The sequence below is a fragment of the Agrobacterium deltaense RV3 genome, from assembly GCF_900013505.1.
Classification (GTDB): Bacteria; Pseudomonadota; Alphaproteobacteria; order Rhizobiales; family Rhizobiaceae; genus Agrobacterium; species Agrobacterium leguminum.
Map to the genome: position 1 here is coordinate 2,658,259 of NZ_LT009745.1, position 22,467 is coordinate 2,680,725.

The 22,467-nt window shown below is 60.0% G+C and carries 23 protein-coding genes; 9 read left to right on the forward strand and 14 right to left on the reverse strand.

The features are described from left to right. Nucleotides 1-244: 244 nt before the first annotated feature. A complete protein-coding gene (locus tag AGR7B_RS13380) occupies nucleotides 245-625 on the reverse strand; it encodes a YkvA family protein (protein ID WP_080856844.1) in 381 nt (126 codons plus the stop codon). A gap of 51 nt (nucleotides 626-676) precedes the next feature. After that, nucleotides 677-982: a 4a-hydroxytetrahydrobiopterin dehydratase gene (locus tag AGR7B_RS13385; protein WP_003505045.1), complete on the reverse strand. Its 306-nt coding sequence runs from the start codon at nucleotides 980-982 to the stop codon at nucleotides 677-679. A gap of 58 nt (nucleotides 983-1,040) precedes the next feature. Between AGR7B_RS13385 and AGR7B_RS13390 the strand changes: the two genes are divergently transcribed. After that, a complete protein-coding gene (locus tag AGR7B_RS13390) occupies nucleotides 1,041-1,520 on the forward strand; it encodes a low molecular weight protein-tyrosine-phosphatase (protein ID WP_080856845.1) in 480 nt (159 codons plus the stop codon). Here the strand turns inward: AGR7B_RS13390 and thpR are convergent. Further along, complete coding sequence (gene thpR, locus AGR7B_RS13395) at nucleotides 1,454-2,047, reverse strand: RNA 2',3'-cyclic phosphodiesterase (protein WP_003523177.1); 594 nt, start codon at nucleotides 2,045-2,047, stop codon at nucleotides 1,454-1,456. The two genes, AGR7B_RS13390 and thpR, sit on opposite strands and share 67 nt — an antisense overlap. A 68-nt stretch (nucleotides 2,048-2,115) precedes the next feature. Beyond that, the gene (locus AGR7B_RS13400; protein WP_080856846.1) at nucleotides 2,116-2,766 is read right to left on the reverse strand and encodes an arylesterase; all 651 of its coding nucleotides are present in this window, start codon (nucleotides 2,764-2,766) and stop codon (nucleotides 2,116-2,118) included. 91 nt (nucleotides 2,767-2,857) lie between these two features. Between AGR7B_RS13400 and AGR7B_RS13405 the strand changes: the two genes are divergently transcribed. The 3 genes from AGR7B_RS13405 to AGR7B_RS13415 all read left to right on the forward strand — a co-directional run bounded on the left by AGR7B_RS13405 (nucleotide 2,858) and on the right by AGR7B_RS13415 (nucleotide 7,082). Beyond that, nucleotides 2,858-3,568, forward strand: a complete 711-nt coding sequence (locus AGR7B_RS13405; protein ID WP_080856847.1) for an ABC transporter ATP-binding protein — start codon at nucleotides 2,858-2,860, stop codon at nucleotides 3,566-3,568. Continuing rightward, complete coding sequence (locus tag AGR7B_RS13410; protein WP_080856848.1) at nucleotides 3,565-6,126, forward strand: ABC transporter permease; 2,562 nt, start codon at nucleotides 3,565-3,567, stop codon at nucleotides 6,124-6,126. The genes AGR7B_RS13405 and AGR7B_RS13410 overlap by 4 nt, the downstream gene beginning before the upstream one ends. Nucleotides 6,127-6,344: 218 nt before the next feature. Then, nucleotides 6,345-7,082, forward strand: a complete 738-nt coding sequence (locus AGR7B_RS13415) for a Bax inhibitor-1/YccA family protein (RefSeq protein WP_065656928.1) — start codon at nucleotides 6,345-6,347, stop codon at nucleotides 7,080-7,082. A 113-nt stretch (nucleotides 7,083-7,195) separates the two neighbouring features. Here the strand turns inward: AGR7B_RS13415 and AGR7B_RS13420 are convergent, their stop codons facing one another. From AGR7B_RS13420 to acnA, 3 genes are all read right to left on the reverse strand, one after another. Beyond that, nucleotides 7,196-7,588 carry a DUF2794 domain-containing protein gene (locus tag AGR7B_RS13420; protein WP_003523170.1) on the reverse strand — a complete coding sequence of 131 codons (393 nt, stop codon included), beginning with the start codon at nucleotides 7,586-7,588 and terminating at the stop codon, nucleotides 7,196-7,198. Nucleotides 7,589-7,988: 400 nt separating this feature from the next. After that, nucleotides 7,989-8,729, reverse strand: coding sequence for a DUF1223 domain-containing protein (locus tag AGR7B_RS13425; protein WP_003523168.1), 741 nt, complete (start codon nucleotides 8,727-8,729; stop codon nucleotides 7,989-7,991). Between the two features lie 190 nt (nucleotides 8,730-8,919). Then, entirely contained in the window at nucleotides 8,920-11,613 is a 2,694-nt protein-coding gene (gene acnA, locus AGR7B_RS13430; RefSeq protein ID WP_065656927.1) for an aconitate hydratase AcnA, read from the reverse strand. A 271-nt stretch (nucleotides 11,614-11,884) separates the two neighbouring features. Between acnA and ccmA the strand changes: the two genes are divergently transcribed. The 5 genes from ccmA (at nucleotide 11,885) to AGR7B_RS13455 (ending at nucleotide 14,998) form a co-directional block, all read left to right on the forward strand. Further along, nucleotides 11,885-12,526 (forward strand): heme ABC exporter ATP-binding protein CcmA, encoded by a 642-nt coding sequence (gene ccmA, locus AGR7B_RS13435; RefSeq protein WP_080856849.1) that lies wholly within the window; start codon nucleotides 11,885-11,887, stop codon nucleotides 12,524-12,526. A 202-nt stretch (nucleotides 12,527-12,728) separates the two neighbouring features. Further along, nucleotides 12,729-13,388: a heme exporter protein CcmB gene (gene ccmB, locus AGR7B_RS13440; protein ID WP_059759870.1), complete on the forward strand. Its 660-nt coding sequence runs from the start codon at nucleotides 12,729-12,731 to the stop codon at nucleotides 13,386-13,388. A 74-nt stretch (nucleotides 13,389-13,462) separates the two neighbouring features. Continuing rightward, the gene (locus AGR7B_RS13445) at nucleotides 13,463-14,224 is read left to right on the forward strand and encodes a heme ABC transporter permease (RefSeq protein WP_059759868.1); all 762 of its coding nucleotides are present in this window, start codon (nucleotides 13,463-13,465) and stop codon (nucleotides 14,222-14,224) included. Nucleotides 14,225-14,228: 4 nt separating this feature from the next. Next, nucleotides 14,229-14,402: a heme exporter protein CcmD gene (gene ccmD / locus AGR7B_RS13450; protein ID WP_060725377.1), complete on the forward strand. Its 174-nt coding sequence runs from the start codon at nucleotides 14,229-14,231 to the stop codon at nucleotides 14,400-14,402. Beyond that, nucleotides 14,399-14,998, forward strand: a complete 600-nt coding sequence (locus AGR7B_RS13455) for a DsbE family thiol:disulfide interchange protein (protein WP_121490288.1) — start codon at nucleotides 14,399-14,401, stop codon at nucleotides 14,996-14,998. The genes ccmD and AGR7B_RS13455 overlap by 4 nt, the downstream gene beginning before the upstream one ends. A 16-nt stretch (nucleotides 14,999-15,014) precedes the next feature. Here AGR7B_RS13455 and AGR7B_RS13460 read toward each other — a convergent pair whose 3' ends face one another. The 7 genes from AGR7B_RS13460 to AGR7B_RS13490 all read right to left on the reverse strand — a co-directional run bounded on the left by AGR7B_RS13460 (nucleotide 15,015) and on the right by AGR7B_RS13490 (nucleotide 22,391). Beyond that, a complete protein-coding gene (locus AGR7B_RS13460) occupies nucleotides 15,015-16,196 on the reverse strand; it encodes a GGDEF domain-containing protein (protein ID WP_162934132.1) in 1,182 nt (393 codons plus the stop codon). 118 nt (nucleotides 16,197-16,314) lie between these two features. Further along, nucleotides 16,315-16,911 (reverse strand): DUF2585 domain-containing protein, encoded by a 597-nt coding sequence (locus AGR7B_RS13465; RefSeq protein WP_065656923.1) that lies wholly within the window; start codon nucleotides 16,909-16,911, stop codon nucleotides 16,315-16,317. Then, on the reverse strand, nucleotides 16,908-17,558 hold the full coding sequence (locus AGR7B_RS13470) for a septation protein A (RefSeq protein ID WP_065656922.1): 651 nt from the start codon (nucleotides 17,556-17,558) through the stop codon (nucleotides 16,908-16,910). The genes AGR7B_RS13465 and AGR7B_RS13470 overlap by 4 nt, the downstream gene beginning before the upstream one ends. A gap of 2 nt (nucleotides 17,559-17,560) precedes the next feature. Beyond that, entirely contained in the window at nucleotides 17,561-18,997 is a 1,437-nt protein-coding gene (ftsY, locus tag AGR7B_RS13475) for a signal recognition particle-docking protein FtsY (protein ID WP_080856850.1), read from the reverse strand. Between the two features lie 32 nt (nucleotides 18,998-19,029). Then, nucleotides 19,030-20,304: a tRNA (N(6)-L-threonylcarbamoyladenosine(37)-C(2))-methylthiotransferase MtaB gene (mtaB, locus tag AGR7B_RS13480; protein WP_080856851.1), complete on the reverse strand. Its 1,275-nt coding sequence runs from the start codon at nucleotides 20,302-20,304 to the stop codon at nucleotides 19,030-19,032. Continuing rightward, nucleotides 20,301-21,200, reverse strand: a complete 900-nt coding sequence (dapF, locus tag AGR7B_RS13485) for a diaminopimelate epimerase (protein ID WP_080856852.1) — start codon at nucleotides 21,198-21,200, stop codon at nucleotides 20,301-20,303. Before dapF ends, mtaB begins: the two co-directional genes overlap by 4 nt. A 120-nt stretch (nucleotides 21,201-21,320) precedes the next feature. Continuing rightward, nucleotides 21,321-22,391, reverse strand: coding sequence for an MBL fold metallo-hydrolase (locus tag AGR7B_RS13490; RefSeq protein WP_080857103.1), 1,071 nt, complete (start codon nucleotides 22,389-22,391; stop codon nucleotides 21,321-21,323). Nucleotides 22,392-22,467 lie beyond the last annotated feature (76 nt).

Consider the following 22,467-nt stretch of genomic DNA (forward strand, 5'->3'; position numbering starts at 1 on the left):
CAGTTTCTGGATCGGCCACGTTCAGGTGCGGATCGTCTTTTCTCATTGTGGTCGGGAAGCGGTTACCAAACCGTCAACAACACGCATAAAATGCCGGAAACGTCTTGCGGTGTTACAGATTGGCGACTCCCGACGCCCTGAGGAGAAGGGCGCGAAACACCCTTCCTCCGTGTGTATGACACATAAATTCAGGCAAGAATTTGTCGCCCGTCGGGCTCACCCGAACAGGCAGATCACAGAGGCGTTACCCGGCTTCCTGTTGCCGTTTCAGCATGGCGTCAGCCGCCTCGTAATGCTCCATCTTGATATGGGCGCGGATCATGGCGAGCGCCGCCGTGATGACGGCAATATCGTCGGTGAATCCGATAACGGCCAGCACATCCGGCACGGCATCCATCGGCATGATGAAATAGGCGAGCGCCGCCAGAATGATGCCCTTGGCGCGCAGCGGCGTATCGCGGTCGATCGCGCAATAATAGGCAGCCGCCACATCGCGTGCGAAAGGCACCTTCGACATCACGCGCTTCAGCTTGGGCCAGAATTTCGCCCGCACCACAGTCTCGCGCTCCTGCTGCCTGTCGGTTTCACCCGGCAGAAGAATTTCACCGATTTTCACATCATCCATGATCGACGGTCCTCCGGTCACGGCTATTATATGGGATTTAAGGTCCGCCGTTCAATTGCTTCGGCCCGCAGCCGCCTTTTGCATGGCCTCGGCCAGAAGAAAATCCCGCTCCGTCACACCCTGCGAATCATGGGTGGTAAGGCAGACCTTGACCCGCGAATAGACATTGGACCATTCGGGATGGTGATTGAGCCTTTCCGCGACAAGTGCGGATTCGGCCATGAAACCGAAGGCTTCCGCAAAGCTGGAGAACTTGAAAGAACGGACGATCGCCGCCCCGTCCTCGCGCAGGGACCAGCCCTCGAGTTTCGACAGGGCCTGCCGGATGGCGTCCGGCTCGAGTCTGGGATATTTCATGAACTTGCCTCCGCTTGAGACCCATTAACGCTTCAACGACCGGATCGACGCATATTCCATGAAACATACAGCTATTCTTTTTGTCTGCATGGGCAATATCTGCCGTTCACCGCTGGCCGAAGGGGTTTTGAGACACCTTGCCGACGGCGCGGCCATGTCTGATCAGCTTACCATCGATTCCGCCGACACCGGCGGCTGGCACGCAGGTGACGCACCCGATCCGCGATCGATCGCCATGGCGCGACAGCATGGCGTCGATATTTCCAGGCAGCGGGCGAGACAGGTCACCCCTGCGGATTTCGAGACCTTCGACCTGATACTCGCCATGGACGAAAACAATCTGGCGAACCTGCTGCAATCGAGCCCGGGAAGGCAGCGGCACAAGATCCATCTCTTCATGGACTACGCCACTGGCCGCCGCGAGAACGTCCCCGATCCCTATTACGGGGCCGAGGACGGGTTCCTCAAGGTCTACAACATGCTCTTGGCAGGATGCAGATCGTTGCTCGAAAAAATGGAGCTGGACCGCGCCTCGTGAAGCGGAAACGCCTCTTCAACGATATAGGGTCCACCGCCCACCGATTCCTTCGACGACATCAGCACGAAACGGCCGACCGTGAAGGGCGAGGTGCGGAAGTTGCCGCGTCCGGAAAGATACTGCACCACATCGTCCACGCGGGAGGAGCGCAACCGCGCCAGCGTGACATGCGGCATGAACTTGCGCGGATCGGGCGGGAGACCGATCCTCTGGCAGATCCGCTCGATTTCCGCCTGAAGCGCATGCATTTCCGGCGAGGGAGAAACCCCGGCCCAGATGGAATGCGGTTTCTTGGAACCGAAGGACCCCATACCGGTGAGACTGAGCTGGAATTCCGGCCTTTCGATCCGGTCCAGCCTGTCAACGACCTCATCGGCGGTCCGCCCGTCGATGTCACCGATAAAACGCAGGGTTATGTGATAATTCTCCACATCGATCCACCGGGCTCCCGGCAGACCACCGCGCAACAATGAAAGGCTCATAGCCGCATTGCGCGGAATTTCGAGGGCGGTAAACAGTCTCGGCATGGCGAGCTCCCCGAATCTCTTGGCAGAACAAGCATAGCGAATCACGCAATGCAGGCGGGCGCAAGTGCTTATTTTTTTTGCGCACCGATTGTCGTGATGAAGCTTTCAACAGCCGGCAAAGATTTTTCGACCATCATCGCCACACCCTTCGTATTGGGGTGCATCTTGTCGTCCAGCTTCAGCGCATCATCCGTCACCACGCCGTCCAGAAAGAAGGGATAAAGCGGCAGGTTGTATTTTTCGGCGAGCTTCGGAAAGATCGGATTAAAGCGCCTGGCATAATCATCGCCCATATTCGGCGGCGCCATAATGCCGACCAGCAACACGGCTATGTTGCGCTTCTGAAAACCGGAAATGATGGTGTCGAGGTTCTTTTCGGTCTGTTCGGGGGGGATTCCGCGCAGAGCGTCATTGGCGCCGAGTTCCAGGATGACCCCGTCCGTACCGTCGGGAACCGACCAGTCCGCCCGCGCCAGACCGCCGGAAGAGGTATCGCCGGACACACCGGCATTGGCGATGGCGACGTTGACGCCCTTGCCCTTTAATGCAGCCTCAAGCTGTGCGGTGTAGCTGTCGGTGGGGGGAAGCTGATAGCCGGCCATCAGGCTGTCGCCCAGTCCGACCAACTGCAATGTCCGCTCCTGGGCCATGACAACAGTTGCGGAAAAGGCGGCGGCAAAAATGACGATGAAGTGAAACAGGGCAGCTTTAAATCTCATCACGGCTTTCCTAACTTGGTTCCCATTGTCTGAAATACCGACCGCATCGACCGCCAGACCGTTTTCATCACCCTATATAGGAACGAGAATTGTGACGAAAAGCATCATAGAGCTGAAGAAAGCCGACCTCACGCTCGGCAATGCCGCCGCCTCCGTTCACGTTCTCAAGAACATCGATCTTTCAATCGGAGAGAGCGAGGCGGTTGGTATCGTTGGCCCCTCCGGATCGGGAAAATCGACGCTTCTGATGGTGCTTGCCGGTCTCGAGAGGCTCGATAGCGGCGAAATCATCATCGCGGATACGGAACTGCACAAGCTTGGCGAGGACGCGCTGGCGGATTTTCGTGGCCGCAACATCGGCATTGTTTTCCAGTCCTTCCATCTCATCGCCAATATGACGGCCCTGGAAAACGTTGCGGTTCCACTCGAACTGGCAAACACACCCAACCCCTTCGAGATCGCCAGACGCGAGCTCGTCGCCGTCGGTCTCGGCGAACGTCTCAATCATTATCCCGGCCAGCTCTCCGGCGGCGAACAGCAGCGTGTCGCCATCGCCCGCGCGCTTGCCCCCTCACCGGCCGTGCTGATCGCCGACGAACCGACAGGCAATCTCGATACCGATACGGGGAAACAGATCGCCGATCTCCTGTTTGCCAAACAGGCCGAACGCGGCATGACGATGATCCTCGTCACCCACGATCCGTCGCTTGCCGCCCGGTGCTCGCGCCAGATCAAGGTCCGCTCCGGCGAGATAGAGGGCGACAGCGCCACCTCCCATATGGCGCGGGCGGTGTCGGCATGACCGGATCCATTATCCCGTCTCTTGCCAATATCAGAAACGCCACAAGGCTCGCCCGGCGCGAAATTCGCGGCGGGTTACGCGGCTTTTACATTTTCCTCGCCTGCATTGCGCTTGGAACCGGCGCCATCGCCGCCGTCAATTCCGTCTCGCGCGCGGTGACCAGCGCCATCGCCACGGAAGGTCAGTCCATATTGGCGGGCGATGTGCGTTTCGAACTGCGCAACAGGGAAGCGACACAGGAAGAGCGGGCCTATCTCGACAGCCTCGGAACCGTCGCGGTTTCCACCGGGCTGCGCTCCATGGCGCGCCTCGCCGACGGGTCCGAACAGACCCTGACGGAAGTGAAGGCTATCGATGGCGCTTACCCGCTCTATGGCACCTTCGTTGCCGAGCCGAACCGACCGCTGAATGAGCTTCTGGCCGGGAACGTCGACACCTACGGCGCCATTGCCGCGCCGCTTCTGCTGGAACGGCTCGGCACCAAGGTCGGCGATGAAATCCTGCTCGGCAATGTCAAGCTGAAACTGACCGGCACGGTGGTCGACGAGCCGGATGCTCTCTCCGACGGTTTCGGTTTTGCTCCACGACTGATGGTCAGCCGCGACGCCCTTTTCGCCTCGGGTCTCGTTCAGAACGGCAGTCTGGTCGAGCATGCCTACAAGATCAGACTGAACGATCCTTCGGCACGGTCAACAATGACCGATTCGGCCAACAAGGCCTTTCCCGATGCCGGCTGGTCCATCCGCACCAGTGACCGGGCGGCCCCATCGCTCACCGAAAACGTCAATCGCTTCTCGCAATTCCTAACGCTGGTGGGCCTCACCGCTCTCATCGTCGGCGGTGTCGGCGTTGCCAATGCCGTTCGCGCGTTTCTGGATTCCAAGCGCACCACCATCGCCTCGTTGAAATGCTTAGGCGCACCGGCCTCGGTGGTCACCATGACCTATCTCTTCCAGATCGCCTTCATTGCCGCTGTCGGCATTGTCATCGGCCTCGTGGTCGGCGCCATCGCGCCTCTCATCGCCATGCGGTTTCTGGAGGGCGTGTTGCCCGTGCCGGAGGAGCTTGCCTTCTATCCCCGCGCACTCGGTCTCGCCGCCCTGTTCGGCCTCCTGACGACGCTCGCTTTCGCCATCGTGCCGCTTGGCCAGGCGCGAGAAGTGCCGGCAACGGCGCTTTTCCGCGAACAGGGTTTCGAGGAGGGAAGCTGGCCATCCTGGCCCTATCTGGCCGCCACCGGCCTGCTGCTGGCAGCGCTCGCCGCGCTGGCCATCCTTTCGGCGGAAGACCGCTTCATCGCCTCGGTCTTCCTTGCCGCCATCGCTTTTGCCTTCGTGGTGCTGAGGCTCGTTGCCTCCGGCGTGAAGGCTATCGCCAAGCGTAGCCCGCGCGTTCATTCGGCAGCGCTCAGGCTGGCGATCGGCAATATTCACCGGCCGGGTGCGCTCACCCCGTCTGTCGTCCTTTCGCTCGGCCTCGGCCTGACCCTGCTCGTGACGCTCACGCTGATAGACGGCAATCTGCGCCGCGAACTGACGGACAGCCTGCCGGACCGCGCACCGAATTTCTTCTTCGTGGATATTCAGGGCAGCGAACTTCAGGGCTTCCGCGATCTTCTGAAGCGGGAAGCGCCGGAAGGCGCGCTGACCGAAGTGCCGATGCTGCGCGGCCGCATCCTGGCGCTCAACGGCGAGGACGTCACGAAAATGGAGGTGCCTCCAGCCGGACGCTGGGTGCTGCGCGGCGACCGGGGTATCACCTATTCGCAGGATATTCCCGAAAACGCGACTCTCACAGAAGGAAGCTGGTGGGGACCGGACTATAGCGGCGAGCCGCTGGTCTCCTTCGCGGCCGAGGAAGCCGGGGAACTGGGTCTCAAGATTGGCGACACGGTGACCGTCAACGTGCTCGGCCGCAGCATAACGGCAAGGATCGCCAATCTGCGCAATGTCGAATGGGAATCCCTCTCAATCAATTTCGTCATGGTGTTTTCGCCAAACACCTTCCGCGGCGCGCCGCATGCGTGGCTGGCGACACTCGCCGACCCCTCCGCAACCGCCGCCGACGAAGGCCGCATATTGCGCGCTGTAACCAACGCCTTTCCGACGATCACCAGCGTGCGCGTGAAGGATGCGCTCGACGTCGTCAACCGGCTTGTCGGCCAGCTTGCCACCGCCATTCGCGCCGCCGCAGCCGTCGCCCTCATCGCCTCCGTCCTGGTTCTCGCCGGCGCTCTTGCCGCCGGAAACCGCGCCCGCACCCATGACGCGGTCATCCTGAAAACGCTGGGCGGCACACGAAACCTGCTCATCCGCGCCTTCTCCTACGAATATATGATGCTCGGCCTCGCCACCGCCGTCTTCGCACTTTTCGCCGGCGGCGTCTCCGCATGGTTCGTGATCGCCCGCATCATGAAGCTGCCCTCCAGCTTCCTGCCGGATGTGGCGATCGGAACGCTCGTCGTCGCCCTCGTCATGACGGTGGGCATCGGCCTCATCGGCACATGGCGGATTCTCGGGCAGAAGGCAGCTCCGGTTCTCCGGCAGGCAGGTGAATGATCGTCGGTTGTGCACCGCTTAACTTTAACGATTAATTCTTTGTAATGATCGCCAAAACGTGAGCGCTTTTCGCGCATATGGTGTCTTTTCGACGGGAAAAGGCCTTGTATAGAACACGTTCTGCCATCATATTCTTGATCAGGCTTGCTGAAGCTCCGCAGCGGCGCCCGGGAGGTATCCCGACACCGTAGCAATCACGGAGCTCAAAAGAGGAAACAATGGCTGACTTCAATAACTACCAGAATCGCATGGCGCAGACGCGTGCACAGTCTGGTGCGATGATCGATGAAGGTCTTCGCGCCTATATGCTCAAGGTTTATAACCTGATGGCGCTGGCTCTGGTCATCACCGGCGTTGCAGCGTTCGGCACCTATACGCTTGCCGCTTCCAACCCGGCTTTCGCCCAGCTGCTTTTCGCGTCGCCGCTGCGCTGGGTCGTGATGCTCGCTCCGCTGGCACTGGTCTTCTTCCTTAGCTTCCGCATCCAGAACATGAGCGTTTCTGCTGCGCAGACGACGTTCTGGGTTTACGCCGCGCTGATGGGTGTTTCGCTCTCCTCGATCTTCCTGGTCTACACCGGCCAGAGCATCGTGCAGACCTTCTTCGTGACCGCGGCCTCGTTCGGTGCGCTCTCGCTTTACGGTTACACGACCAAGAAAGACCTGTCTGGCATGGGTTCGTTCTTGATCATGGGCCTGTTCGGTCTGATCATCGCTTCGATCGTCAACATCTTCCTTGCATCCTCCGCGCTGCAGTTCGCGATTTCCGCGATTGGCGTGCTGATCTTCGCAGGCCTGACCGCCTACGACACCCAGAAGATCAAGGAAATGTATTTCGATGCTGACGATGTTGCCGTCGCTGGCCGTAAGGCCATCATGGGCGCACTGACGCTCTACCTCGACTTCATCAACCTCTTCACCTTCCTCCTGCAGTTCCTCGGAAACCGCGACGACTAAGGTTAAGAGTTCGATTGCCAGACATACGAAAGGCGGCCCTTCGGCCGCCTTTTTATTTGGGAGGATTCTTCACCCCTATCCGCCAGAGGCGGGCAGTCCGCTTTTGCGAAAGCTCACTCGATGAGCTTCAAAACCTTGTCGAAGACCTTCAGAACCTGCGGCAACTCATGCCCTCGCTTGAGAATGCGGCCATCCGTGTTCACCACGCAGTAGGCGCCCTGTTTCGCAGCCAGCTTGGGGTTTTTCTCGATCCTGAAAAGCGGCATTTCACCTGAACGCTTGAAGACGGAAAATACCGCCTTTTCCTTGAGGTGATCGATGGCGTAGTCACGCCATTCACCCTCTCCCACCATGCGGCCATAGATGCGCAGGATCGCATCCAGCTCGCGGCGGTGAAAGGTGACCGGCAAAGGGTCCTTGTTCTTTTTATATTCGCGGAGATCGATAACGGTGGAATTGTCACGTGAAGCGGTCTGCACCTGCTGCACATCCGGTTGATCGGTCATCCAATACCTCCGATTCCACCCAAATCATCCGTGCAGTGTGAGCCCGAGAGGGCGAAATTGCAAGTCTTTGCACCGGCATGGCGGATAGGACAGGGAATTCCGGCAAAGTTTCGACAAGCCTTCGGTGCGCAGAGTAACCGGAAGACGGCAGAGCAGAATTGCGCCCGCCGATTCTCCGACGAGCGCTGCCAACGGCAAAAGCAGGGGTTAAAAATGGTAACCATTTAGGCGGCCATTTTCGCATGGGCTGCCGTATTTCGGTCAAACCATGGCCCGAATTGGGTGGAATAGTCCTATTGTCAATTGATGCCTAGGCACCAAGATGACCCGGTCCGGCGCATTGACCCTTTACCCCCAGCCCCCAATGCCCGGACCGGATCTTCCATCGCCCGACAGGCGATCAGGGGTTTTCATTTCCAAGCAGGATACTTGCGCCGACGATTGCCGCGGGATCGCCGCCGGCATTGGCCGTCTGCAACAGCACGGCGCAGCCGCCCTTTTTCACCTTGGCCACCACGCTCGCCGGAAGCTTCACCGTCATCGGCGAACCATCCCACATGCCGACCGTCTGCACATCATAGACGCTGTGCCAGTAGGACATTTTTTTCCCCTGGTTTTCGCCCTTTTGCACATCCACGGTCTGCTCTCGCGTGAAATAGGCGACGACGACATCGGCCTTACCGCTGCCGGCGCCAATATCGATCTCCACCTCATCACCGGCAAATTTCGACGAGACCGGCACGTTCAGTCCCTTGCCCTCGCGCTTGAACGCATCCAGCCTGTCATAGATGCCACGGACATCGGCACCCTTGACGTGGTCGCGGCCGTTCAGAATGGCCTGCGGCGTATAGACCCCGTTGCGGCCGAGCGCGCGCATATAACCATATTGCCGGTCGGTATTTTCCTTAGACGCCAGCGAATCCGTCCAGCCGAGGTAGTTCCAGTAATCGACATGGTAGGAAAGACCGACGACGTCGCCCTTCTGGATCATCTTGCGCAGGGCTTCATCGGCCGGCGGGCAGGATGAGCATCCCTGCGACGTGAACAATTCGACGACGCCCTTCACGGCCTCCTGCGCCTGCGCGGAGGTGACGAGGAACGTGCCGAGAAGACATATCGACAGGGGGAATTTCAGCGGCATTACAAAAACCTTTGTCCGGAAGAGATCCAGACGAATTGATGCGATCAATCCTGCCGGGATGCAAACCGGAAAATAACGTCTATTGCCCTTCAATAGAAAGTCACGAAGGGGTGAGCGACAATCACAAAAAAAGAGACCATGAAACGCAAAGACGCCGGGATTTCTCCCGGCGTCTTCGATTATTGAAGCTTTATGCGGCCAGATCGCGAAGAACGGTCTGCAAAATGCCGCCGTTGTTCATGTAGATCACTTCGTCCAGCGTATCGATGCGGCAAAGAAGCGGAACTTCCTTCACCGAACCGTCGCTATAGGTGATCTTGGCGATCTTCTTTTCACGCGGCCTGATTTCACCTTCGAGCCCGTCGATCTCGACGGTTTCGTCCCCCTTGAGGTCGAGGCTCGCCCAGGTCGTGCCTTCTTCGAAGACAAAGGGAACGACGCCCATGCCGACGAGGTTCGAACGGTGGATACGTTCGAAAGACTGCGCAATGACAGCCTTGACGCCAAGCAGGTTGGTGCCCTTCGCCGCCCAGTCGCGGGACGAGCCGTTGCCATATTCGACACCGGCGAAGATGACGAGCGGGACGCCTTCCGCCTTGTATTTCATGGCCGCGTCATAGATCGACATCTCTTCCTTGGACGGATAGTGGATGGTGTAGCCACCTTCCTTGCCGTTCGGGCCGAGCATGTGGTTGCGGATGCGGATATTGGCGAAGGTGCCGCGCATCATCACTTCATGGTTGCCGCGACGCGTGCCGTACTGGTTGAAGTCGGCAACGGCGACGCCGTGCTCCGTCAGATAGGCGCCGGCAGGCGAAGCGGCCTTGATCGAACCGGCCGGAGAAATATGGTCGGTGGTGATCTTGTCGCCGAAGAGACCGAGGACGCGCGCGCCCTTGATGTTCTTGAGGCCCGACCCCTTTTTGCCCATGCCGACAAAATAGGGCGGGTTCTGAACATAGGTCGACTGGTCGTCCCAGGCATAGGTCTGGCCCGGAGGAACCTGAACCGCCTGCCAGTTCGCATCGCCCTTGAAAACGTCGGCATACTTCGTTTCGTAAAGCTCGCGGGTGACGTATTTCAGGATGAATTCCTGGATTTCCTTGGAGGTCGGCCAGATATCCTTGAGATAGACCGGATTGCCGTTCTGGTCGTCGCCAATCGGCTCCTTCGTCAGATCCTTCTGGACCGTGCCGGCAAGGGCATAGGCCACGACGAGCGGCGGCGAGGCCAGATAGTTCGCCTGAACATCCGGCGAAATACGACCCTCGAAGTTGCGGTTGCCCGAGAGAACACCGGCGGTGATCAGGCCCTTGTCGTTGATCGTCTTGGAGATCGCCGGCGGCAGCGGGCCGGAGTTACCGATGCAGGTCGTGCAGCCGAAGCCGACGAGGTTGAAGCCGATCGCGTCGAGGTCCTTCTGCAGACCGGACTTGTCGAGATATTCGGCAACCACCTGCGATCCGGGTGCGAGCGACGTCTTCACCCACGGCTTGGACTTCAGACCCTTGGCGACGGCGTTGCGGGCGAGGAGGCCGGCAGCGATAAGAACCGAGGGGTTGGAAGTGTTTGTGCAGGAGGTGATGGCGGCAATCGCCACATCGCCATGACCGAGATCGAAAGCCTCACCTTCGACCGCATAACGGCTCGAAAGCTGCCCGGGCTTCTTATAGTCGTTTTCAAGAGCCGTCGCGAAATTCGGCGCGATGGTTTCAAGCGGCAGGCGGCCTTCCGGACGCTTGGGGCCAGCCATGGAGGGCACGACGTCGCCGAGGTCGAGTTCCAGCGTATCGGTGAAGACAAGGTCGGAACCGTCGCCCGTGCGCCACATGTCCTGCGCCTTCGAATAGGCTTCGACGAGCGCGATGCGATCCTTGGCACGACCGGACATGGTCAGGTAATTGATAGTCTCGCTGTCAACCGGGAAAAAGCCGCAGGTCGCGCCATATTCCGGGCCCATATTGCCGATGGTGGCGCGGTCGGCCAGAGACATCGAATCGAGGCCGGGGCCGAAGAATTCGACGAATTTGGAGACAACGCCCTTTTTGCGCAGCATCTGAACCACGGTCAGCACGAGGTCGGTCGCGGTCACACCTTCCTTCACCTTGCCGGTCAGCTTGAAGCCGATAACCTCGGGCAGAAGCATGGAGACCGGCTGGCCTAGCATGGCCGCCTCAGCCTCGATACCGCCAACGCCCCAGCCGAGAACGCCGAGACCATTGATCATGGTCGTGTGCGAATCGGTGCCGACGCAGGTATCCGGATAAGCAATCGTCTCGCCATCCTCTTCCTTCGTCCAGACGGTCTGGCCGAGATATTCGAGGTTGACCTGGTGACAGATGCCGGTGCCGGGCGGAACCACACGGAAATTCTTGAACGCCTGCTGGCCCCACTTCAGGAAGCGGTAACGCTCGCCGTTGCGCTCATACTCCAGCTCGACGTTGCGGGCAAAGGCGCTCGGCGTGCCGAATTCGTCGACGATGACCGAGTGGTCGATGACGAGATCGACGGGAACCAGCGGGTTGATCTTTTCCGGATCGCCGCCAAGGGCCTTGATGCCGTCACGCATGGCGGCAAGGTCGACAACGGCGGGAACGCCGGTAAAGTCCTGCATCAGAACGCGGGCGGGGCGATAGGCGATTTCGGTTTCGGTCAGGCCCTTGTTGTTCAGCCATTCGGAAACCGCCAGAATGTGTTCCTTGGTGACGGACTGGCCGTCCTCGAAACGCAGCAGGTTTTCCAAGAGAACCTTCATGGAATAGGGCAGCTTGGAAACGCCTTTCAGGCCATTGGCTTCAGCCTTGGGAAGGCTGAAATAGATGTATTCCTTACCGTCAACGGTAAGGACGGAACGACATTGGAAACTGTCGAGTGATTTGGGCATGGATAAAAACCCCGCTTACTCTGATAGCCAACACGTGCGTGCGGACACCTATGCACTCATGCACATCAGGATGCGGGTACGACCATTTCCGCTGTCCGCACGTGAAAATTGCTCCTCGCAATCGTCAAGTCCGGCGCAAGATGATGTTCACGCCGGCCGCTGGCGTGTTGACACCCATATAGATAATTTCTCTAAAACGTGCCAGACCATTCAACGAACCTAATCGATTTTTTTATGATCGAGACGACGAAATCGTAATCGGAACCGCAGCATGGATTTGACGGCGGAAAATCTTGGCGTGCGACGCGGCGAAGATTTCATATTCATGAATATTTCCTTCAAGTTAAGCGACGGTGAGGCTCTTGTGCTGACCGGTCGCAACGGTTCAGGAAAATCCACCCTGCTGCGCACGGTGGCCGGCCTGCTGCGGCCCGAACAGGGACGAATAAAGATAGCCGGCAAAGAAATAGACGCTGACATGCGCCCGTCTGAGGCCTGCCATTATCTTGGCCATCGCAATGCGATGAAAACCGAACTGACCGTTTCGGAGAATCTCCGGTTCTGGAAAGACTTCCTCAGCGATTTTTCCGGCGGCGCGGGCATGGCAATCGATGAGGCGGCGGAGATCGTCGGCCTCGCCGGCATTACCCACCTGCCCTTCGGTTATCTCTCCGCCGGCCAGCAGCGGCGTTTTGCCATGGCGAAACTTTTGATTGCATGGCGACCGGTGTGGATTCTCGATGAGCCGACGGCGGCGCTCGACAAGGCTGCGGACGGGATGTTTACCGATCTCGTGAAAAACCATCTTGGGAAAGGCGGCATCGTTCTGGCCGCAACCCATCAGCCTTTGGGGCTGGAGAGCGCGCGGGAATTGCGGATGACGGGGTTTGCGGGTGTGGAGGCTTGGGCATGAGGGCGATGTGCGTGGGGCATACCCCCCTCTGCCCTGCGGGGCATCTCCCCCTCAAGGGGGGAGATCGACCTGCGGCTAGGTCTCGCCCATCTCTACGCCTGAGAATAAAGCAGCGGAAAAGCCTCTTGCCGATCTCCCCCCTTGAGGGGGAGATGCCCGGCAGGGCAGAGGGGGGTAAACCACACCCGCAGAGGCCTACCCAATGACCGCCCTCCTCCTCCGCGACATCAAACTCTCCATCCGCGCCGGCGGCGGCGCGCTCATCGGCGTGCTGTTTTTCATGACGGTGGTTGCCGTCATCCCCTTCGGCGTCGGCCCCGATCTCAACCTGCTCGCCCGCATCGGCCCGGCTATCGTCTGGATCGGCGCGCTGCTCTCCGCCCTTCTCGGCCTCGACCGGCTGTTTCAGGCCGAGCGGGATGACGGCTCCCTTGATCTGATCCTGATGCAGGAAACCCCGCTGGTCCTGACCGTGTTCGTGAAATGCCTGGCACACTGGGTCACGACCGGCTTGCCGCTGGTGCTTGCCTCCCCTCTGCTTGGCCTCTTCATGAACATGGACGAAGTGGCGATCGGCGCCGTGATGCTGACCCTTCTCGTCGGCTCGCCCGCCATCACCTTCATCGGCGCAGTGGGCGCGGCGGTTGCCGTTGCCCTGCCGCGCGGAGGGCTTCTGGTGTCCATCCTCGTCTTGCCGCTCGCCATTCCCGTGCTGATCTTCGGCGTCAGCGCCTCCTATGCGGCGGTGCAGGACCCGGCGCCCTTCATGCCGCCATTTCTCATTCTGTGTGCGATCACGTTATTTTCAGCCGTGACCGGACCTTTCTTCGCCGCTTTGGCGCTGCGCAATGTTATGGATTGAGGAAACCACGCCAGACGATCCCCGATTGACAGGGATCAATTGCGGGGCGGCCATTCTCGGGTTACACAAACGGCATGAACGAGCAGACCTTCACCATCACCAAATTTAGTGATCTCGCCAATCCCACCCGGTTTCTGGCGCTGGCGGCGCGCATTCTGCCCTGGCTCGCTGCTTTGACGGCGCTGGTGCTGGCCGTCGGCCTCTATCTGTCGTTCACGACGGAAGGCGATTACCAGCAGGGTTACACGGTACGCATCATGTATGTGCACGTACCGTCCGCGTGGCTCGCCATGATGTGTTATTCGGTCATGGCGGTCTCCGCCATCGGCACCCTCGTCTGGCGTCACCCGCTGGCGGATGTCAGCCACAAGGCCGCGGCCCCCATCGGCGCGGCCTTCACGCTGATTGCACTCGTCACCGGCTCGCTCTGGGGCAAGCCCATGTGGGGAACCTGGTGGGTGTGGGATGCGCGGTTGACCTCCGTCTTCGTGCTTTTCCTGATGTATCTGGGCCTGATCGCGCTCAACCGCGCCATGGACGATCCTTCCAGAGCCGCCCGTGTCAGCGCCGTGCTGATCCTCGTCGGTTTCGTGAATATCCCCATCATCAAATTTTCGGTCGAGTGGTGGAACACGCTGCACCAGCCTGCAAGCGTCATCCGCATGGGCGGCTCCGCCATCGATGCGGAATTCCTCTGGCCGCTGCTGACCATGGCCGTCGGCTTCACGCTGCTGTTCTTCACCCTGCACATCGCCGCAATGCGCAACGAAATCTGGCGTCGGCGCGTGGCCGCGCAACGGCGTCTCGCGGCGCGCATGGCGAACCGGGAGGGCTGAGGTGATGACGCACGCCTTTTATATCGGCATGTCCTATGCGGCGACCGGCCTTGTCGTTCTCTGTCTCATCGCCTGGGTCGTCGTGGACGGTCAGGCACGCAAACGGGAATTGAAAGAACTCGAGGCATCCGGCGTGCGCCGCAGGGCGAGAGCCGGTTCCGCAGGTGACGCGCAATGACGCAAGCTGACCGGGACACCAAGGCCAAAACGACAGGCCGTGCACGCTATGCGCTTGCGCTGCTGCCGTTGCTGCTGTTCGGCGGTTTCGCCCTCGTCGCCGGCAAGATGCTTTACGACCAGGACGTGAACGGGCTGGATATCAGCGCCATTCCCTCGGCGCTGATCGGCACCAGGGCGCCCACCCTGTCGCTACCGCCGCTGGAAGGCTCCAACCTGCCGGCGCTGACCGATGCCGCCATCAAGGGCAAGCTGACTTTGGTGAACGTCTTCGCCTCCTGGTGCATTCCCTGCCGGCAGGAGCATCCGCTGCTTCAGGAATTGGCGAAAGACAGCCGAATCACCGTCGTCGGCATCAATTACAAGGACAAGCAGGATAATGCGCTGCGCTTCCTCGGCGAGCTCGGCAATCCCTTTGCTGCGATAGGCGTCGATCCAAACGGCAAGGCCGCGATAGACTGGGGCGTCTACGGCATTCCCGAAAGTTACCTGGTCGGCGCGGATGGCACGATCCTTTATAAAAAGGTCGGCCCCTTCGATGCCCGCAGCGTCGAGCGCGATCTGCTGCCAGCCATTGCGGCCGCAGCCGGGAAATAACGCGCTCGGTAGGGCATCACCCCTTGGTAACGACCCTCAGCGAAGGGCCTTCAGCCGGCAGACGTATGCCTTCCAGCACCACCTGATCGCGACCGCCGCGTTTTGCGGCATAGAGACCGTCATCGGCCCGCTTGATGGCGTCATGAATGGAATGATCTCCCCTCGCGACGGCCGAGACACCGAAGCTCGCGGTGATCTGGCTGGTTACACCCCGGTTGCGCCAATCGAGCGACGAAAGACCTGTCCGCATGGCATTGGCCAGCTGGCCGGCTGCGGCAGCTGTCTGGCCGGGCAGGAAGACCACAAACTCCTCACCGCCAAAGCGCGCCACCAGCGCATCCTCGGGCGCATTGCGCCTGAGCAGATCGGAAAGACCGATAAGAACGATATCTCCAGCCGCATGACCGTAAACATCGTTGATACGCTTGAAGTGGTCGATGTCGCAGGCGATGACCACACCCTCAGGGATATCGTTACGAAAATCGGGAACTCGGCGGTCGAAGCCGCGCCGGTTCAGCACGTCCGTCAGCGGATCATGCTCTGCCGCATGCAGATGCCGGTCGACGGTGACGGAAATCTGACTCGCGAGCACGGAGAGCGCCAGCAGGAAGCCGAAGATGCTGGCGGCAAGCTGCATGTAGAAAGCATAGTCGGATTCGAAGAATTCGCTGAGCTCGATCATCGAGCCGCTCGGCGTCATCACCAGCAGCATGCCGATGCGCACCAGCGTCTCCAGCACCACAAGACAGGCAATTCCCACCATCAGCCTGTCCGCAAGCGCGACGGGGCGCTTTCGCACGAGCCAGACCGGAATCGCGAGCAAAAGGGCACAGACGAGATCACCGATGACGAGCTCGCGTTTCAGATCCGGTGTGACGAAAACATGGAAAGAGACCAGCAAAACCGCGGCAACCACGATCGACAGCCTGGCCGTGATATAAAGCGGCCGCCCGAAATGGACGAGCAGAGCGTGGCCATAGAGGAAGAAGGCGGAGAAGAACAACAGGTTCGAAACAATCGCCTGTATTTCGAACGGCAGGCCGCCAAGCACCAGAGGTGTCGCAAAACCGAAGGCCGCCGAAAGATATCCTATACCCCAATAGCGGGCGGAAGCGTGGCCGATCCTTTGCAGGAACAGGAACACCACGCCGAATGTCAGCATGATGAAGGGGAGAAGATAGGCGAAGTTGTCTTGCAATGGGTTCTGCCGGAGGGAGATACGAGCCTTTGCCTGACACTACGGCAATGCCATTAAGAAAACCTGCATATATTGCACGGCTTCCGTGCCTTTCGGCCCGCGGCCCCGGAAAACCCGTTCACATTTGCGGGAGCGCGTTCTGCCATTCCTTGATCGCGTCCACGGGCCAAAGCAGCATGACCACGTTCAGCGTCAGGTTGTCACGGATCAGCCAGCCGGTGAAGATTTCGAAGAAGATGGCGATCGCCACCGTCAGCCACACCGGCACACGGGCGGCGAACAGGAAACCCAGCACCATGAAGACGGTATCCATCGCCGAGTTCAGGATGCTGTCGCCGGTATAACCCAGCGCCATCGTCGCAGTCCGATAACGATCGATGATGAGAGGCGAGTTTTCAAGAATTTCCCATGCCGCTTCCACCAGAACCGCAAGCGAAAGCCGCATGGAAAGCGACCTGTTGCGGAACAGCAGCCAGGCGAACCAGTAGAACAGGAAACCGTGAATGATATGCGAGGGCGTATACCAGTCGGCCAGATGCTGGGAATTGCCCGGCGTGTTCACGCCCGGCTCGAACAGCTTCACATAACCGCATTCGCAGATCGGAATGCGGCCCATGGCGTAAAGTATGACAATCTGCAGGAGAAGCAGCCCGGCGGCCACGCCGAACCATTTGAGCGAGCGCGAACGGGACGCCGACATCTCTGCAACTGTCATTTTTCGTCCTTGTTAAGCGGTTCCAGCGAATGGCGCATGACGAGCGGCATCTGCGCCATGGTGAAGATGATGGTGATCGGCATCGTGCCCCACACCTTGAAGGCAACCCAGGTGTCGGTGGTGAACATGCGCCACACCACCTCATTCAGCACCGCAAGAAAGAGGAAGAATATGCCCCAGCGCAGCGTCAGCTTGCGCCAGCCCTCATCCGTCAGCCTGAAGGCCGAATTGAACACATAACCGAGCAGCGATTGCCCGAAGAACAGGCCGCCGAGCAGAATGACACCGAACAGCGTGTTGACGATGGTCGGCTTCATCTTGATGAAGGTATCGTTCTGCAGCCAAAGCGTCAGCGCGCCGAACACGAAGACCACGATGCCCGATATCAGCGGCATGATCGGCAACTTGCGCGTCAGCACCCATGAGACGGAAAGCGCCAGCGCCGTTGCGATCATGAACAGGCCGGTGGCGATGAAGATCGGTCCGCCGAATTCCGTAAGCACGGGGAAGGTGGAGGCCAGCCATTCGCCGCGGGAATTGGCGAAGAAGAACACCATGAGCGGGCCAAGCTCGAGCACGAATTTCAGGAGCGGGCTGATTTCCGCCACCATCTTTTCGCTTTCCTTGGAATTGCTTTCAATATCCATACTCAAACTCCCGCAATGGCCTTGGCGAAATCTTCCGCCTCGAAGGGCTCCAGATCATCAACACCTTCACCCACACCGATGAAATAAACCGGCAGCTTGTGTTTGGCAGCGATGGCAACGAGGATACCGCCCCGCGCCGTGCCATCCAATTTTGTCATAATCAGGCCCGAAACACCCGCGACATTGCGGAATATTTCTACCTGGTTCATGGCGTTCTGGCCGGTCGTCGCATCCAGCGTCTGCAGCACGGTGTGCGGCGCATCCGGATCGAGCTTGCCGAGCACGCGCACGATCTTTTCCAGCTCCGCCATCAGCTCCGTCTTGTTCTGCAGGCGACCGGCCGTATCGATGATGAGAACGTCGCTTTTCTGCGCCCGCGCCTGCTCATAGGCATCATAGGCAAGCCCCGCTGCATCCGCGCCAAGCTTGGTGCCGATGAATTGCGAACCGGTGCGGTCCGCCCAGATCTTGAGCTGCTCGATGGCCGCCGCGCGGAACGTATCGCCCGCCGCCAGCATGACCTTGAGGCCCGAGCCGGAAAGCTTGGCGGCAAGCTTGCCGATGGTCGTAGTCTTGCCCGTACCGTTCACGCCGACAACGAGAATGACATGCGGCTTGTGTGAAAGATCGAGTTCCAGCGGCTTGGCCACAGGCTTCAGGACCTTGGTGATCTCGCCCGCCATGATGCGCGCCACATCTTCGCCGCTTACATCCTTGCCGTAACGCTCGGAAGACAGGGCGCCGGTGATGCGCATGGCAGTCTCGACGCCGAGATCCGACTGGATGAGAAGATCCTCCAGCTCATCGAGCGTATCCTCATCCAGCTTGCGCTTGGTGAAAAGCGCCGAAATCTGTGTGGTCAGCTGCGACGATGTGCGGGCAAGCCCTGCCCGCAGGCGCTGAAACCATGTCAGTTTTACCTGCGGTGCGGCAGGGGCAGGCTCCTGCCGCTCACTGGCGGACGAAAAACCCTTTGGTAGAGCTGGCGGTATAGCGGAGGGCTCGGCGGCAGTCGCGGCTTCGGCCTCGTCAAGCAGCGCATCCATCGCGTCCGCATCCAGCACAACATCCGTTGCTTGGGGGGCAGATTCGACCTGCTCTTCGGCGGCTGCTTCCGCCTGTAGCAACGACAGCGGCACCACGCCCATATCGCCGGAAAGCTCGGCACCGGGCAGAAGCGGTGCGTCCTCTTCCTCGTCATCGTCGGGAAGGACCACGTCCGTCGCCTCGTCCGGGGCTGGTCCGCCGGCCGTCTCCATCTCCAGTTCGGAAACCGGGTCCTTATCGACAGGGCCATGCGCTTCGGCGTCACTTAGCGCCGCTTCGAAGGAAGCGTTTTCATTGCCGCGCTCAGGCGCGGTGTCCTCTTGCGGCCGGTCATTCGTTTCGGCCTTGTCCTTGCCGAACGAAAAGACTTTTTTGATGAAGCCGAGGGCCATGGTCGTTCCCGTGTGTTTTCTCTTGTGCCGCCTCAGGCCGCATCCGCCGCCAGAAGCTTCATGTTCAGATGTTTGCCGTTGTGGCCGGTAATCGCAACCTGCGCAAGAGTGCGCGGGGCAAGATGCGGTGCCTCCACCAGCGTGAAATTGTCGGTATGGGCAAAACCGTTGTTTTCAACGAGGATCGTCTGCGTCGACCCCACCATATTTTGCAGATGCGCAAGCTTCAGCGCCTCGCCGCGCTCCCGAAGCCTCGCCGCCCGCTCCTTCACCAAAGCCCGGTCAAGCTGCGGCACGCGTGCCGCGGGCGTCCCCGCACGCGGGCTGTAGGGAAAGACATGCAGGCTGGAAATGCCGCATTCTTCCGCAAGCGTCGCGGCGTTTTCGAACATCTCTTCCGTCTCGGTCGGAAAACCGGCGATCATATCCGCCCCGAAGGCGATATCGGGCCTCAGCAATCGCACCTCGTTGCAGAAGCGAATGGCATCAGCCCGCAAATGGCGGCGTTTCATGCGTTTCAGGATCATGTCATCGCCATGCTGGAGGGACAGGTGCAGATGCGGCATGAAACGCGGCTCATCGGCAATCAGATCCATCAGATGATGGTCGGCCTCAATACTGTCGATGGAGGAAAGGCGCAGACGCAGAATATCCGGCACCTGCTTCAGCAATGTCTTGGCGAGATAACCGAGGGAAGGCTCGCCCGGCAGGTCCGCGCCATAGCTCGTGGCGTCCACCCCGGTCAGCACGATCTCGCAATAGCCGCTTTCCGTCAGCCTGCGCGCCTGATCCACCACAGCCCCCATCGGCACGGAGCGGGAATTGCCGCGCCCATAGGGAATGATGCAGAAGGTGCAGCGATGATCGCAGCCGTTCTGCACCTGAATGAAGGCGCGCACATGCCCATCTATGTGCTTCACCATCTGCGGCGCGGTCGCCTTGATGCTCATGATATCGTTGACGCGCAGCTTTTCTTCCGCCGAAACGCCGAAATCCGGCAGCGCACGATAGGAGGCGCTTTTCAGCTTCTCCTCATTGCCCAGCACCGCATCCACCTCGGGCATCTCGGCAAAGGTCTGCTTCTCGGTCTGGGCGGCGCAGCCGGTAACGATGATACGGGCATGCGGATTGTCCCGCCTTGCCCGGCGGATGGCCTGGCGGGCCTGACGCACCGCTTCCCCGGTCACCGCGCAGGTATTGACCAGCACGGCATTGTTAAGCCCGGCCTTTTCGGCCTCCGCCCGCATCACTTCCGATTCATAGGTGTTGAGACGACAGCCGAAGGTTATGACCTCGACGCCGCTCATACAGCCCCCCGCTCAACCGCATCGCGCGCCCAGGCGCCGGTGACGGGATCGACGGAACCCGACCATTCCCATTCGGCCGGGCCGGTCATGATGACATGATTATCCTCGCGCCATTCGATGGTCAGCGGCACACGGATGGGGCTGGAGGCGACATCGATGGTGACCTCCCGGCCGGTGCGACCGGTGCGGGCAGCGGAAACGGCTGAGGCGCAGGCGGCCGAACCGCAGGCGAGTGTCAATCCAGCGCCGCGCTCCCAGGTGCGGGTGCGCAGCGCGCTGTCGGAAATCACCTGCGCCAGCGTGATATTGGCCTTTTCCGGGAACATCGGGTGATTTTCGAGCAGCGGCCCGAAACGTTCGAGATCGAACTCCATCGGATCGCGATCCACCCAGAAAATCGCATGCGGATTGCCCATGGACATCACGGCCGGCGAATGCAGGATCGGCGCATCGATCGGCCCGATCTGCAATTCGATACGGCTGGTATCGTGGAACTCTTCCGAAAGAGGAATATCGCTCCAGCGGAAACGCGGCAGGCCCATATCGACGGAAATCATGCCGTCTTCATGTTCGACGGCGTTGAGGATGCCAGCCACCGTCTGGAAAGTGAAACTGGTCTTGCCCGTTTCGGACGACAGCGCCTGCACCACGCAGCGCGTGCCATTGCCACAAGCCTGCGCCTTCGTGCCATCGCAATTGAGGATGTCGATAAATGCATCCGTGCCACTGACACGCGGATCGTGGATGGCCATGATCTGGTCGAACTGTGTGGCAGCATCGGCGTTCAGCGCAATCGCCGCCTCCGGCGTGACCATATCTTTACGGCCGCGCATGTCGACAACGAGGATCTTGTTGCCAAGCCCGTTCATCTTCGCAAATTCGACCGTATCCACCATTGCCCTAAACCTGAAAGCCGTCTGAAAATCGGATTGCATAGGGGATTCCCCGCGCTTTCGCCCTATATGGCGGAAAGGGCAGCAAATTACCAGACTGTTACGGCGCAAACGCGGCAGCGATCAGGCGGAAGGCACGTCGAAGACCTCACCGGGGCGCATCGGCCGAAAACGGCTCTCCTCCACCCCCTGCTCTGTTAATGCGACCTTCAGGGCCGCAAGCGGCGCATCCACGGCCTCATCCGTCAACTGCACTGTACCCCAATGGTGCCCGCAGACATGCGCCGCACCGCAAAGCTTCATGCCTTCCACGGCTTCCGCCGGGTTCTGGTGCTGGCCCTTCATGAACCATCGCGGTTCGTAAGCGCCGAAGGGCAGGTTTGCGAGGCGGAAATCGCCGTGCTTCTTGCGCGCCGCGTGATAATTGAGACCTTCATGGAAGCCGGTGTCACCGATATGGTAGATTTTACCGCCGGGCGTTTCGATGACGAAGGCAGCCCATAGCGCCATGCGCCTGTCGTTCAGGCCACGGGCAGACCAGTGATGGCACGGCTCGAAGTGGATTTTAACCGGCCCTGTCTCCACCACATCGCCCCAGTCGCCGACCTTGATACGCGCCGCCTCGACCCCGGTACGGATGACGGCGTCATTGCCGAGCGGCGTGATGAAGAGCGGCTTGTGCGCGACATGCAGGCGCTTCAGCGTTTCCATATCCAGATGGTCGTAGTGATTATGCGTCACCAGCACCAGATCGATGGGCGGCAGGTCCTCGAAACGGATGCCGGGCGCATTGACCCGTTTGGGACCGGCGAAGCTGAACGGGCTGGTGCGCTGCGACCACACCGGATCGATGAGAATATTCAGCCCCGCCGTCTGGATGAGAAACGAGGCATGGCCGACGAAGGTGACGCGCATGTCCCTGCCTTCGATCCGGGCTTCCGGTTTTGCGAAGGGAAAAGGGCTCGGATAGCTTTCCGGCCATGTGGCGCGCTCGCCATTGAAGCGCCATTTCATAAGGCCCATGAAATTGCCGGGCGGCGAACCGCCGGGATTGAAGAAGCGCACCCCGTCGAAATGATCGGAGATCGGGCCGCTATAATAGGCGCTCGCGTTCGAACGGCGGGCATAGAGGCCCCCACCCGCCAGAGCGAGCAGACCAAGAGCGGAAAAACGAAAGAAGTTTCGACGTTTCATGACAAAGGTATAAGGAGCGAAAGGGGCCCGTTCAAGCGCCGCCAATGGCCGCCTGCGGCCAATCACGCAAAGATGA

Coding starts and splice junctions, on each gene's coding strand:
- AGR7B_RS13455 (WP_121490288.1), top strand. CDS start 14,399: ATGACGCAAGCTGACCGGGACACCAAGGCCAAAACGACAGGCCGTGCA.
- AGR7B_RS13400 (WP_080856846.1), bottom strand. CDS start 2,766: ATGAGATTTAAAGCTGCCCTGTTTCACTTCATCGTCATTTTTGCCGCC.
- acnA (WP_065656927.1), bottom strand. CDS start 11,613: ATGCCCAAATCACTCGACAGTTTCCAATGTCGTTCCGTCCTTACCGTT.
- AGR7B_RS13425 (WP_003523168.1), bottom strand. CDS start 8,729: ATGCCGCTGAAATTCCCCCTGTCGATATGTCTTCTCGGCACGTTCCTC.
- thpR (WP_003523177.1), bottom strand. CDS start 2,047: ATGCCGAGACTGTTTACCGCCCTCGAAATTCCGCGCAATGCGGCTATG.
- AGR7B_RS13415 (WP_065656928.1), top strand. CDS start 6,345: ATGGCTGACTTCAATAACTACCAGAATCGCATGGCGCAGACGCGTGCA.
- ccmD (WP_060725377.1), top strand. CDS start 14,229: ATGACGCACGCCTTTTATATCGGCATGTCCTATGCGGCGACCGGCCTT.
- AGR7B_RS13380 (WP_080856844.1), bottom strand. CDS start 625: ATGGATGATGTGAAAATCGGTGAAATTCTTCTGCCGGGTGAAACCGAC.
- dapF (WP_080856852.1), bottom strand. CDS start 21,200: ATGGTGGATACGGTCGAATTTGCGAAGATGAACGGGCTTGGCAACAAG.
- ccmA (WP_080856849.1), top strand. CDS start 11,885: ATGGATTTGACGGCGGAAAATCTTGGCGTGCGACGCGGCGAAGATTTC.
- AGR7B_RS13390 (WP_080856845.1), top strand. CDS start 1,041: ATGAAACATACAGCTATTCTTTTTGTCTGCATGGGCAATATCTGCCGT.
- AGR7B_RS13465 (WP_065656923.1), bottom strand. CDS start 16,911: ATGACAGTTGCAGAGATGTCGGCGTCCCGTTCGCGCTCGCTCAAATGG.
- AGR7B_RS13420 (WP_003523170.1), bottom strand. CDS start 7,588: ATGACCGATCAACCGGATGTGCAGCAGGTGCAGACCGCTTCACGTGAC.
- mtaB (WP_080856851.1), bottom strand. CDS start 20,304: ATGAGCGGCGTCGAGGTCATAACCTTCGGCTGTCGTCTCAACACCTAT.
- AGR7B_RS13470 (WP_065656922.1), bottom strand. CDS start 17,558: ATGGATATTGAAAGCAATTCCAAGGAAAGCGAAAAGATGGTGGCGGAA.
- AGR7B_RS13385 (WP_003505045.1), bottom strand. CDS start 982: ATGAAATATCCCAGACTCGAGCCGGACGCCATCCGGCAGGCCCTGTCG.
- AGR7B_RS13490 (WP_080857103.1), bottom strand. CDS start 22,391: ATGAAACGTCGAAACTTCTTTCGTTTTTCCGCTCTTGGTCTGCTCGCT.
- ccmB (WP_059759870.1), top strand. CDS start 12,729: ATGACCGCCCTCCTCCTCCGCGACATCAAACTCTCCATCCGCGCCGGC.
- AGR7B_RS13445 (WP_059759868.1), top strand. CDS start 13,463: ATGAACGAGCAGACCTTCACCATCACCAAATTTAGTGATCTCGCCAAT.
- ftsY (WP_080856850.1), bottom strand. CDS start 18,997: ATGGCCCTCGGCTTCATCAAAAAAGTCTTTTCGTTCGGCAAGGACAAG.
- AGR7B_RS13410 (WP_080856848.1), top strand. CDS start 3,565: ATGACCGGATCCATTATCCCGTCTCTTGCCAATATCAGAAACGCCACA.